Consider the following 12,790-nt stretch of genomic DNA (forward strand, 5'->3'; position numbering starts at 1 on the left):
ATAAAATCATCCAGTATTCTGCAAGCCTGCAGCAACACCAGAAACAGTGCAAAGAATAAGGTAGATGAACTCTGCCTGCTGGCTTTCGCTAAGCTCTTCTTTGTCTACCTTGTTGCGAAGCTTGTGCAATGCAAGCGACTGGATTACAGACAGCGCGTCAACATAAGGCGAGCGCACACGAATAGCCTGGCCAAGCACGTGACGGTGCTGCAAAGGCCACTTGTCGTCGACAATTTGCAAAACCCACTTGCGAGTAAGCTGCATTTCTGAAAGTACTTTATCGCTCAAATCTTCACGATCTCCAAGGCTTAAGTACATGCGAGCAATACGCTCATCTGTCTTAGCCAAAGACATCTCAATATTGTCAATAAAAGTACTGAATAGCGGCCACTCTTCGTAAGCTCTGCGCAAAGTTTCCAAGTCACCAAACTTTTCGCAAGCCGTGCCCAAACCGTACCATGCTGCCAAATTGATTCGCGCCTGAGCCCAAGAGAACACCCACGGGATTGTGCGCAAATCGTCCAAAGACTTCGCACCCAAACCGCGCTTAGCTGGGCGAGAACCGATTGGTAGCAAGCCAATCTCGCTAAGCGGCGTAACCGTGGAGAACCATGGAGTAAAATCATCCGTTTGCAACAAATCAAGGAAGCGCTCATGAGCTGCAACATCAAGTTTTGCAGCCATATCCGCATACTTCTTCGTCATATCAGTGTTAGTTTTCTCAACACTTGGCGAAGACTGAAGCAAAGTTGCAGAAGCAACAGATTCAACGTGACGAATAGCAAGAATTGGATTGCCATATCGTGCGAAAATAACCTCGCCCTGCTCAGTAAGCTTGAATCGGCAGTTGACGGAGCCAACAGGCTGAGCAAGCACTGCACGGTTTGCAGGACCGCCACCGCGACCAACAGCACCACCGCGGCCGTGGAACAGTGTCAAATCAATATCATGCTTCTTAGCCCATTGAGCAATTCGCTCCTGAGCGGAATGCAAAGCAAGCGTTGCGGAAGTAGGGCCAGCATCCTTGGAAGAATCCGAATATCCAAGCATAACTTCCATCTTGCGACCAGTAGCCTTAAGACGAGCTTGCACTTCAGGAATTTTAATAATCTCCTCAAGCACATTTACGGAATTCTGCAAATCTTCAAGCTGCTCAAACAGCGGAATGACGTCGATTGTTGGCGCATCCTGTGGATGAGCGAAAGCAAGACGATTTAGCTCAAATACGTCACGTACATGCTGAGCAGATTTTGCGAAGGAAATAATGTAGCGTCGAGCAGCGCGCATACCGTTGCGCTTTTGAATTGCTCCCAAAGCGCGGAACGTATCGAGTACTTCACGAGTCATTGGCTGAAGCGGACCGCGTTCGCCATGCAATCCATGTTCGCGAATATCTTCCAAAGCACGAGAATGCACGAGAGAATGCTGACGGAATTCCATTTCAACCATGTGGAATCCAAAGGTTTGCGCCTGCCAAATCAAATCCTGCAAAGGACCATATGCAGCACGAGGATCTCCGCCTTCTGCCAAAGAGCGTTGCACAATTTGCAAATCCTCAATGAAATCTTCGCAAGAATGATACATCAAATCCGTATCGCGGCTAATAGTGCGATGCAAACGGTCAGCCATTACAAGCATTACAGCACGATGCGGCTCACTGTTAGAAACATCCGAAGCGTTTTCTGTAAGCTGTTCGCTCATTTCGCGCTGACGATTCCACAACTCAAGCAACTCCACACTTGGAGGCGTTGTGCGCGTTTCCATAGTTAAGCATTTTCCAACTTCGCGAGTACGATTCTCCAAAGCCACAAGCACGTGATCGCTAAACTTTCGAGCGACTTGACGACTCACTTTAGCTGTCACATTAGGGTTGCCATCTCGATCTGAACCAATCCAGCTTCCTGGATGGAAGAATGCAGGGCAACGCGGAGGAACTAATCCAGCCTTCTTGCCAAGCAGCCAATCGTCAAATCGACGATACACGACTGGAATCGTGTCAAACAAAGTAGCGTCAAAAATGTCAAGAATAGTGTCGGCTTCTTCAACTGGAGTTGGCTTCTTCAAAGCAATCGGAGAAGTGCGAAGAAGCGCATCAATTTCGTTATAGAGACGACGATAATTTTCGCGCTTATCAGATCCGCCTAAACGATGATGTTCGCTTAATAATTGCGAAATTCTGCGAATTTTACCTGCAACGGCTTTACGACGAGCTTCGGTTGGGTGCGCAGTAAATACAGGATGGAACTCAAGCTTTGCGAGCAATTCTTTCGCTTCAGCAGGGCTCATTTCAGTAAGCAACTTGTGATAAGCACAAGTTAGTTCATTAACTGGATCAACCGGTAACGAATCTTCAACTTCACATTCACGCTGATGAAGTACAGAAACACGATAATTTTCCTCGCACAAATTTGCCAAGTGGAAATATGTTGCGAAAGCACGAGCTAAAAGCTGCGTATCGTGCAAATTCATTCCGTTGAGCTTGCTAACAGCTTTACTTAAGCCATCATCTGCAGTTACTTTTGCGTCTACCATTTGCGCAAAATGAGCTGCACTAGCTTCTACAGCATTCAAACGCACATCGTCGAATACTGCTAATAATTTTTCATCAAATTCGCCAAGAACATCGCGAAGAATATGCAAGCACAAATCCATGTCTTGCTTAAGTGATGCTGGAAGGTCACGCTCCTCTGGGCCTTTTCGCCCTAAACCAGACGTAACAATAGTTGCGTCTGCCGGAGTAACCTGCTGATTTTCTGTTGCCATCAGACCTCCTTACGCCAGACTAAGGTTGCTTGGTCGTCTGACTTCCGCGGCTCCTCCGCGGTTATGTAGGTCAGAAGTTGCAAGCCCACAGCCTTGTTTCCAGCGAGATACCAAGTTAATTGTGAAACTACCACCGGACGTAGTAAAGAATGCTGATTTATCAACAAAATATAACTCGGCAACGGGGTTGCGTATACTAAAAAATTGTGAGTACAGCAGAGAATAATATCGAGAATAATGAATACGACAACAGCATCAACAACTGCGATTGCGATAAGCCTGAAATTCTTTCGACTGGTCATATAGTCGGAAAACCTTCTGGGCGTTTTCATACTCATGCTATTCCACTCGATATGGACGATGTTGAGCGAGATTGGGATAAGCCAGTTACGCAAGCAGGAATTGCTGCGAAATCGAGTATTATTATTCGCGTCGGTGCGCTCGGTTTAGGAGCAGGCACAGGAAGCTACCGAGTTCGCGAGCTTATGCACAGAATCGGCGAACCAATGGGTGTACATGTGCGCGCGGACGTGAATCTCACAGATATTGAAGCAACTTGTACTGATAAGCATGAGCGAATTACTGAAGTTGTAGATCTTCCAACCACAGGTGTTAACACTGAGCGCATTTGGCTTCTAGAACATTTTGCAGATTGGTTTAACGTCAAGCTTGGAAACGATTCTTTATATCACTCTAAAGCTGCTGTTTCTAAGGAATTAGTTGACACATTGCAAGCGAGCGACGACGAACATACCATTGTACAAACAGCTAAGCAGTCTGAAGAAAATGCTACTAAAATTGCAAAAAAGAAAGCGTTGCAAGAAGCTATAAAAAAAGAAAAACCACGCGGCATTTTTGCATTGCAGCCAGAAAGTGCTTACGCTGAACATTTTTCGCACGTAAACGCATCTAATAGTAATGACGAATCTAAAAATGATCATCCTCTTACAGTTAGGGAAGTACACGACCGTCTTGATTTGATTAAAAATAGGAAACCGCTATACAAACCGTGGTTTGCTGGTCTTGCTTCGGCAGTTGCTTGCGCATCCTTTGCGTTCTTGCTTGGCGGCGGCATTTACGACATGATTGGTGCTTTTATTGGAGCAGGAATCGGTCACTATATTCGTCGCAGAATGTTTATGAAGCATCTAAACCAGTTTGTAGTTACATTCGTAGCTGTTGCAATAGGTGCACTATCATGCATTGGGGCTTTACGTCTTATTGGCTTCTTTGACCCTAGCGCGCTCAATCATACAACTGCATATATTGGTTCAGTGTTGTTTGTTATTCCTGGATTCCCTCTTATTACAGGCGGCTTAGATATTGCAAAAATTGATTTCCCTTCAGGAATTCAACGACTGTGTTACACAATGGCGATTATTTTGATGGGAACTCTTGCAGGATGGACGGTTGCAAGCCTTGTACAGCTCAATCCTCAAGGCTTCCCTCCTCTCGGATTAAACCCTTGGCTTAACACAGTTCTTCGACTTATTACAGCTTTTGCCGGAGTATGGGGCTTCTCAGTGCTGTTTAATTCTCCACAACGCATGTGCATAGTTGCTGGCATTATTGGCGCTATTACAGATACTCTTCGCTTAACTATGACAGATTTTGGAGTTGCTGCCGAAATTGCAGCTTTCAGCGGTGCTTTATTGGCAGGTTTGCTAGCTTCTGCTTGGAGAACTATCGTTCGTCACGGATTAGCGCCTCAATATTTGGGTTATCCACGAATAGGTCTTACGGTTCCATCTATCGTAATTATGGTTCCTGGACTTTATATGTATCGCGCAATGTTTTATCTTGGTCAATTCCACACGCTTCCGGCGTTAGACTGGACTTTCCGCGCTTTCATGGTAATTATTTGCTTACCTATTGGTCTTGCTGTAGCACGCGTTATTACAGATAAAAGCTGGCGTTACGACGTGTGATGTTCTAAGTTTCAGCCCGTTAATTTTTAACAAAAAGCCGCTTACAAGTTTTCTTGCGAGCGGCTTTATTTTTTATTACTTTACTTATTGAAATTTAATTAATACTTCATTCCCATAGCATCTCGCACTTGGGAAAGCGTTTCTTCTGCAATAGCATTTGCACGCTTATTGCCGTCATGTAAAATGTCTCGAACAGTATCCATGTCTTTTGCAAGTTCTGCACGACGCTCACGGTGAGGTGCCAAGAAATTATTTACATTTTCAATTACGTAAGCTTTCAATGCGCCAGCACCAGCGTTGCCAATTTCTTCAGCAATCTCTTTAGGATCCCTGCCTGTAACTAAACCTGCGGTAGTAAGAAGCGCAGAAACTTGCGGACGAGTTACTGGATCAAAAGTAATCATCCTCTCAGAATCAGTTGGACTCTTCTTAATTAATTTGGCAGTTTCCTCGACAGTAGCTCCGAGCATAATCGAATTACCGTAAGATTTACTCATCTTTCGTCCGTCCAATCCTGGAATTTCAGGAGCATCAGACAAAATTGCTGCTGGCTCTGGGAACACTGGATTCTTTTTTGCGTATCTCTCATTAAAACGGCGCGCAATCGTACGAGTGATTTCAACGTGCGGCAAATTATCTTTACCGATCGGCACAACATTAGCTTTGCAGAACAAAATATCGCAAGCTTGGTGCACTGGGTACGTAAGGAGCAATCCGGTTAAAGCATGTCCAGATGATTCCATTTCCGACTTTACAGTAGGATTCCTGTGTAACTCTGCTTCTGTAACAAGCGAAAGGAAAGGCAACATAAGCTGATTTGCTGCAGGAACTGCGGAATGAGTAAATATCATTGTTTTTTCAGGATCAATTCCGGCAGCCATATAATCCAGCACTAAATTCAAAACATTATCTTCAATATGCTCAGTAGTGTCACGATCAGTAATTACTTGATAATCTGCAATAATAATATTAGTTTTTACTCCGCGCTGCTGCATTGCAACACGCTCACGAATAGATCCAAAATAATGTCCTAAATGCAAACGGCCAGTTGGACGATCTCCAGTAAGCATAGTAAAAGACGAAGGGCTAGCTTTTAACTTTTCAAGCGTTGCATCTGAACGTTTACGCGCTGCAAGGAAGCTTGCGCTCATCTCATTACCAGCAGCTGTAACCTGTGCTTCTTCCGGCATTTTAGGCTCCTTAATTGTGCGTATTTTTACGCTGAAAATATGGCTTTTATGGTAAAAGTTTACACAGACAATATACTCGGTTGCGGTTAAGTGGTACGCTCTTGTGTGATGAACTGATTGTTACTTAATTTTTAGAGGGGGTCAGATGGGCCGCGGACGACAGAAGGCAAAGCAACAGAAAATTGCCCGTAAGCTCAAATACCTGACGACCGATACGGATTATGACGAGCTTGCTAAGGAACTTAATTCCAGCGAACCCGGACAAGGATCCTTCGATCCATTTGCGTCGAGCGAAAGCTATGAGGAAGATACATATCTTCCAGAAGAGAATGACACAGATCAAGAAAATGATGCCGTTGATGCTTCAAACGAAGATGATTTAGACGAGTATGCCAAGTGGGCTGCGGAAGCAGCTGCAAAAGCCGTTAGCAGCGAAAACTCTTCTACAAACTCGGGAGCGCACACGCCAGTGCATCATCATATCCCTATGCCAATTCCAAACTTCATACACAAACACGACAATTAAAAATTAAATTTTATTAAAATTATTTTATTTACGTATCCTGGGCATTCGAAATACTGTTTGCCCAGGATATTTGTAAATACATGCTGTAAATACGCAATTTAAGCTGCTTAAAGCCAACTTACAACGGCAAAATATCGCTTAAATCATCACGCTCGCCAATTGCACTTATGTTGCCAAAGTCCTGTTCCTGATGCCATTTAGTAACACCACTCGCTAATCGAAGCCATACTTTAGGCTCAAGTTCAATAACATCTGGCGGCGTGAGATTATGCGGATCCGAAGCTGGTCCTTCCAAAATTTTTACTGCACCAAAAGGCGCAACTCTTACTTCTACTGCACACCCAGGCACCTTATTTTCAAGAAGATATAGCGAATATCTAACTGCTAAAGCTTCGTCGCTTAAAGAGATATTTAAAATATTACTATTTATTTGCGTAGCTTCTACGCCATCGCCAAGTGCTTTAATAGCTGATTCGCGCCAGGATTGCCAAGCACATTGTCCTCGTTTTATATCTCGTTCAAGTATTACTGACATACTTTTTATTATCTTCTAAACAACCTACTTTCAGCAATATATTTGTATTAAGACGTTATATACAAATATTTAAAGGGGTTAGGTTGTGGTATTCTTGGGGTTATCGTGTGCATTCACATGCCTCTTGTAGTTATCTGCAAAGGTTATCTGCAAAATGGTGGTGGTTTAATTGTCTAAACACAAAGTTTTAGACTGCACACTTTTAGGAAATATATCAAACGGCACAAGGAGTCAAATATGACTAAACACGTCGCGCCGAAAGCCAAAACTACTGCGACGGCATTTGCCAAAGAACTTCAAGAGCACCTCAAGTACACCCAGGGTGTAACGCCAGAGCAGGCCACTACGGCAGATGTGTATGTTGCCGCTGCTACCGCAGTTCGTCGTCACTTGATGGACTCTTGGATGCAGACTCAGCATGACACGGTTAATGGCAACACCAAGGCTGTGGGCTATTTGAGCGCAGAGTTCTTGATGGGTAAGCAGCTTGAGAACGCTTTGTTGAACGCTGGTCTTACTGATCAATTCAATAAGGCTGTTACTAAGCTTGGCTTTGATCCAAAGGCTGTTATCGATGCTGAGTATGAACCAGGTTTAGGTAACGGCGGTTTGGGTCGTCTCGCAGCCTGCTTCATCGATTCACTCGCCTCTATTGGCGTTCCAGCATTTGGCTACGGCATCCAGTATCGTTACGGCATCTTCAAGCAGCGCTTTGATGAAGAAGGTAAGCAGGTTGAAACCCCTGATTACTGGCTTAGCAATGAAGAGCCATGGGGTCACATTGATTATGGTCGTGACCAGCGCGTCAACTTCGGTGGTGAAGTTGTAGAAGAAAACGGCAAGCGCGTTTGGAAGCCAGCTTGGTCTGTTCGTGCAGTACCAGTTGACTACATGGTTCCAGGTTATAATTCTGGTCGCGTAAACACTCTTCGTTTGTGGACTGCTAAGTCTTACGACGAGTTTGATTTGCTCACCTTCAACAAGTCCGAGTACTTGGACGCTGTTAAGCCACAGGTTGCAGCGGAAAACATTTCTAAGATTCTTTACCCAGAAGATTCCACTCCAGAAGGTAAGGCTTTGCGTCTTGAGCAGCAGTACTTCTTCGTAGCTGCTTCTATTCATGATGCTATCCGCGTATTCTACCCAGGTCAGGATAAGCCGGATCTCACCACCTTCCCAAGCAAGATTAACTTCCAGTTGAACGATACTCACCCAGTTATCGGCATTCCAGAGCTTATGCGCGTTCTTATGGACGAGTACGGCTACGATTGGAACACCGCTTGGGGTATCACCACCAAGACCTTCAACTACACTTGCCACACCTTGCTTCCAGAAGCTTTGGAAGTTTGGCCAGCCAAGCTTATCGGCGAACTTTTGCCACGCCACCTTGAGATCATTCAGGGCATTAGCGAGCAGTTCCGCAACGAGCTTCGCGGTAAGGGCGTTGCTGAGGATCAGGTTGAGCGCATGCGCATCGCTACCGACGCTGACGAAAATGGCGAAGGTGCTGTAGTTCGCATGGCTTACTTGGCTACCTACGGCGGTTCTTACGTTAACGGTGTTGCTGAGCTTCACTCTGAGTTGTTGAAGGATGTCACTTTGAAGGACTTCTCCAGCGTTTACCCAGATAAGTTCAAGAACGTTACTAACGGCGTAACTCCTCGTCGCTTCGTGCGCTTGAGCAACCCACGCATGTCTGCTCTTATCACTGAGGGCTTGGGCACCGACGCATGGCAGGGTGATTTGGAGCTTCTTGAAGGTTTGAAGCCATTGGCTGACGACAAGGCATTCGTTAAGAAGTTTGCCGAAGTTAAGAAGCAGAACAAGCTTGCCTTCGTTGATTTCGCAAAGCAGAAGTATGGCTTTGAAATCAACCCAGACACTATGTTTAACACCATTGTTAAGCGTTTGCACGAGTACAAGCGCCAGTCCATGAAGATCCTCCAGGTTATCTCCACATACGCTGGAATCAAGAATGGCACAATCGACGTTGACAAGATGCTTCCACGCACCGTGTTCTTCGGCGCTAAGTCCGCTCCAGGCTATGCTATGGCAAAGCTTACGATTCAGCTCATTAACAATGTTGCTCGCGTTGTAAACAACGATCCAGCATGCAAGGGCAAGCTTGCAGTGTTCTTCCCAGAGAACTACAACATTGAACTTGCTATGAACTTGATTCCTGCCACCGATTTGGATGAGCAGATTTCTCAGGCTGGTAAGGAAGCTTCCGGTACCGGTAACATGAAGTTCGCTTTGAACGGTGCTTTGACTGTTGGTACTCTCGATGGTGCAAACGTTGAGATTCGTGAGCGCGTTGGCGCTGAGAACTTCTTCCTCTTCGGCATGACCGTTGACGAGGTTGAGAAGCTCTACGCTGAAGGCTATGATCACGGCGGCTCCCGTAAGTACTATGAGTCTGATCCTCGCTTGAAGACTGCTGTGGATATGGTTGCTGACGGCACCTTCTCCAACGGCGACAAGAGCGTGTATGAGCCACTCGTTAACGATTGGCTTACCCATGATTACTTCATGGCAATGGCTGACTTCAGCTCTTACATGGATATTCAGGCTCAGATTGAGGAAACTTACCGCGATCCAATGAAGTGGGCTCGCATGGCAGTCTTGAATGTAGCCAACTCTGGTTACTTCTCTTCTGACCGCTCTATCGAAGATTACCTCGATCGCATTTGGCACACTGGTGCTCTTCCAACACCTGTTGCTGAGTAATTAAGTATTCTCTAATAGCAATACATAATAACGCCTGCGTGAGTTTTGTACTTCCGCAGGCGTTATTGTTTCTAAACTCACTACTGCTTTTCGTAGTGTTATTTATTTCGTAGTGTTATTTATTTCGTAGTGTTATTTATTTGCATAGTTACGTTATTTATGCATATATTTTTATTTTTAATCTTTTGAAGAAATTGTAAATATTGTTATTTTATTTTGCATGCACCTACCATTTGACACTAATAACTCCTAGAATAGCAATGTATTTTCAACAATATTCGCATGCCTTTAGTTGCGTGCTTTATTAAAGAAGGTTTTATGAAGAAGAAGAGTATACGCTTATCGTATTCATACATAATTACAGCAGTTATATGCGCTCTCGCGCTTTTGTTTAGTTTTGCAGCAAACAGCTTTGCTTTAACTTCTCGCGCAACTGCGCAGTCAACGCAACAGTCACAAAATAATAAACAAACGAATACCCCCCCCCTGAAACAAACTGATAGAAGCACAACTCAAACAAATAACACTGAACTACAATCTCTTAAACCATTAGACGAAAATATTTACGGCAAAGTTGACGTAAGTAAATGGACTGTTACAGTAAATAGCACAAGCGCGACCATTGAATCTTACAATGGCGATAAAAAGCATGTAGTTGTTCCAACGCTTGCAGATCTTAAAGATGATACAACTAATGGAAGCAAGTACAAAGGTGTTACTAGCTTAAGCATTGCAGAGAACACTTTATCTGGATTAATTGATAAAAATCAAACTGACACTACAAATAACACTAAAACTATTGCTATTTCTCATAATGGCAATCCTGTTAATATGCCTGACACTAACTTAAGTTATTTGTTTGCAAGCACAAAGCTTACACATATTGATCTTGCTAATTTACATACAGGTAGAATTACTGGTTTACATAGAACATTCTTTGACAATGGGGAACTTCAAACTATAAAAGGCATAGAGAATTGGGATGTAAGTACTGTTACTAGTTTAGAAGAACTATTTTCTCAATGCTATGTTTTGGTAGATCTTCCTAACTTATCTAGCTGGAATACTTCTAAAGTAACGAACATGGATTATGTATTCAACGGATTAAAAATAGTGCCAGATAAAGATTTTGGATTCTTGAGCAAATGGAAAACCGACAATGTCACAACAATGGACAGCATGCTTGCACAATGCTATGAGTTGAGATCAGTAGAACCATTGAAGAATTGGAACACTGCTAAAGTAACGATTATGAAAGATATGTTCTATGCTGCAGACATAAGAGATTTATCTCCACTTGCTAACTGGAATGTTAAAAACGTTACTAATATGCAACAGATGTTTATTTCTAACTATAATCTCGAAGACTTCTCTGGTTTAGGTAAGTGGCAGCTTAATCACGATGTCAATATGAACAGAATGTTTTCAAAACTTACCGGTACATTAATAGCTAAAGATTGGAAGTCTGTTACAAGTTATAAGAATAGTCCACTGTTTATTAAAATTATCAATAATATGGCACAAGGAGAAGAACAAGGGCCTTATAACAGATCAGGAATCGGCGCAATTTTCATAACTGATGGACCCTTTGTTAAGGAAATAAAAAATATAAGTGGATTCCACCATTGTGTGCGCCTCTATCATTCTCGCAAAGATTATGACGATAAAAAAGCTCCTTTTGCAACTATCAAAATGCCAGTAGTCTACTACAGCACAAGCATTGATGCTTCAAATAAAGATGCACAACGAAACGTTGTTCTTGCGGAAGCTCAGAAAAAAGTCAATAACTGGATAAAAGAAAAAGAAAAGAAAGATAATAAAAAATACGTAATTACAGATACCATTTTCGACAAGTTCAAAAACAGCTACAATGACGCTCATTTAACAGCTAACGCATCATTTGTTATTGAAGAAGTAAAATACAAAAAAACTATTACGCAAACTATAACAGTTCACGATCAGCCGGGCGAGCCAGAATATACTATTATTCGCAAAAGAGAGATTCATCGTACTCTTAAAACTGATAGCAAAGGCAATAAAGTGTTAAGCCCTTGGTCTAAAGCTGTTTTTGAGAAGTTTACACTTCCTCAAATTAAGGGATATAGTGTTATGCCAGTAGAAAAAGCTTCTACTACTGTCAATATTAAAGATGATGTTTATTATGTTCAATACAATAAGCAAACAACCACCGATACCGGCACGCAAACTGATACACCGGAAACAACCGACACTGGCACTGGCACTGGCACAGATACAGTGACAGATACGCCAGAAACCACTGATACTGGAACACAAACAGATCCAGAACCACAAAAGCCTGCAAATCCAGATCACTCAAATGTTCCAGACAAGCCGAATATTATTTACGTTCAAACTATGCCAAATAATGCCGGCACACAAAATCAAAAAGATCAACAAAATAACGATACTTCGCCTGCTTGCAATTGTGATTGTTCCGCTAAAAATATCGGTAATAACGAAAATAAAAGAAACAACCAGTCTGCAAATAGCACTTCTAACGCATCGCACACTGAACAAAATAATGCGTCAAAAAATCTATTAGCAGCAACAGGTTCTGCAACGCAATATGCAGCATTACTGTCGTTGTTCATTGCAACCTCCGTTGGATCGTTCTCCTTGGGCAAACTGCGTTTCAAAAAGCGCAAGCATGCAATTAAGTAATACTGCTGCGTAAATTACATAAAAGGCGGAGGCTGTTAATCAGTTTCCGCCTTTTTGTGTAGATTTTAGTTAAATTGCATGTAAGGCAAACGCTTTTGTTTGCAACAATTCTTTAGTAATTACAAATAAAGGCGACTACGAATATACGCAATCGCCTTTATTTTGGACTGTATAAAGCAAATGTCACTTATGCCTCAGCGGCAGGAGTATCGTTAGCTTCTTTCTCTTCTTTTTCTAACCCTAGGTCAATTGGCGAAGAACTGTTCTCCCATGGTTCCTCCCAAGGGTCATAATCAGGATTATGCTGCTTGTACACATACAACGCAGCAATACCTGCGAGCAGTGCTCCGAAGAGCAGTGCAAAGAACTTCCAACCGCCAGAGGATCTGTTCTCCATGATGGCTCCTTTCCGGTTAAGCTGACCTGCTCGTCCAAGTCA

At 43.2% G+C, this 12,790-nt stretch carries 8 protein-coding genes; 4 read left to right on the forward strand and 4 right to left on the reverse strand.

Translation table 11 applies throughout. The annotated features are described in order from the left end of the window. Positions 1-6 precede the first annotated feature (6 nt). A complete protein-coding gene (locus tag DOD25_RS05350) occupies positions 7-2,763 on the reverse strand; it encodes a phosphoenolpyruvate carboxylase (protein WP_004119754.1) in 2,757 nt (918 codons plus the stop codon). Between the two features lie 206 nt (positions 2,764-2,969). On the opposite strand from DOD25_RS05350, the gene DOD25_RS05360 reads away from it, so the two are divergent. Beyond that, positions 2,970-4,691 carry a threonine/serine exporter family protein gene (locus DOD25_RS05360; protein WP_004106133.1) on the forward strand — a complete coding sequence of 574 codons (1,722 nt, stop codon included), beginning with the start codon at positions 2,970-2,972 and terminating at the stop codon, positions 4,689-4,691. Positions 4,692-4,789: 98 nt separating this feature from the next. On the opposite strand, the gene trpS is transcribed toward DOD25_RS05360, so the two are convergent. Further along, positions 4,790-5,881 (reverse strand): tryptophan--tRNA ligase, encoded by a 1,092-nt coding sequence (gene trpS, locus DOD25_RS05365; protein ID WP_112928829.1) that lies wholly within the window; start codon positions 5,879-5,881, stop codon positions 4,790-4,792. Positions 5,882-6,026: 145 nt separating this feature from the next. Here trpS and DOD25_RS05370 point away from each other — a divergent pair, with 145 nt between their 5' ends. Continuing rightward, positions 6,027-6,407, forward strand: coding sequence for a DUF3073 domain-containing protein (locus DOD25_RS05370; protein WP_004106131.1), 381 nt, complete (start codon positions 6,027-6,029; stop codon positions 6,405-6,407). A 118-nt stretch (positions 6,408-6,525) separates the two neighbouring features. Here the strand turns inward: DOD25_RS05370 and DOD25_RS05375 are convergent, their stop codons facing one another. Continuing rightward, positions 6,526-6,942: a sterol carrier family protein gene (locus DOD25_RS05375; protein WP_004106130.1), complete on the reverse strand. Its 417-nt coding sequence runs from the start codon at positions 6,940-6,942 to the stop codon at positions 6,526-6,528. Positions 6,943-7,179: 237 nt separating this feature from the next. Between DOD25_RS05375 and DOD25_RS05380 the strand changes: the two genes are divergently transcribed. Together DOD25_RS05380 and DOD25_RS05385 are read left to right on the forward strand one after the other, a co-directional pair. Next, positions 7,180-9,669, forward strand: coding sequence for a glycogen/starch/alpha-glucan phosphorylase (locus DOD25_RS05380; RefSeq protein ID WP_112928830.1), 2,490 nt, complete (start codon positions 7,180-7,182; stop codon positions 9,667-9,669). Positions 9,670-9,987: 318 nt separating this feature from the next. After that, a complete protein-coding gene (locus DOD25_RS05385) occupies positions 9,988-12,351 on the forward strand; it encodes a BspA family leucine-rich repeat surface protein (protein WP_162720542.1) in 2,364 nt (787 codons plus the stop codon). A 187-nt stretch (positions 12,352-12,538) separates the two neighbouring features. Here DOD25_RS05385 and DOD25_RS05390 read toward each other — a convergent pair whose 3' ends face one another. Beyond that, a complete protein-coding gene (locus DOD25_RS05390; protein ID WP_004106126.1) occupies positions 12,539-12,748 on the reverse strand; it encodes a hypothetical protein in 210 nt (69 codons plus the stop codon). Between the last annotated feature and the right edge of the window lie 42 nt (positions 12,749-12,790).

Source organism: Gardnerella leopoldii (assembly GCF_003293675.1).
In the GTDB taxonomy this organism is placed as follows: Bacteria; Actinomycetota; Actinomycetes; order Actinomycetales; family Bifidobacteriaceae; genus Bifidobacterium; species Bifidobacterium leopoldii.

Coding starts and splice junctions, on each gene's coding strand:
- DOD25_RS05350 (WP_004119754.1), bottom strand. CDS start 2,763: ATGGCAACAGAAAATCAGCAGGTTACTCCGGCAGACGCAACTATTGTT.
- DOD25_RS05390 (WP_004106126.1), bottom strand. CDS start 12,748: ATGGAGAACAGATCCTCTGGCGGTTGGAAGTTCTTTGCACTGCTCTTC.
- DOD25_RS05380 (WP_112928830.1), top strand. CDS start 7,180: ATGACTAAACACGTCGCGCCGAAAGCCAAAACTACTGCGACGGCATTT.
- DOD25_RS05370 (WP_004106131.1), top strand. CDS start 6,027: ATGGGCCGCGGACGACAGAAGGCAAAGCAACAGAAAATTGCCCGTAAG.
- trpS (WP_112928829.1), bottom strand. CDS start 5,881: ATGCCGGAAGAAGCACAGGTTACAGCTGCTGGTAATGAGATGAGCGCA.
- DOD25_RS05385 (WP_162720542.1), top strand. CDS start 9,988: ATGAAGAAGAAGAGTATACGCTTATCGTATTCATACATAATTACAGCA.
- DOD25_RS05375 (WP_004106130.1), bottom strand. CDS start 6,942: ATGTCAGTAATACTTGAACGAGATATAAAACGAGGACAATGTGCTTGG.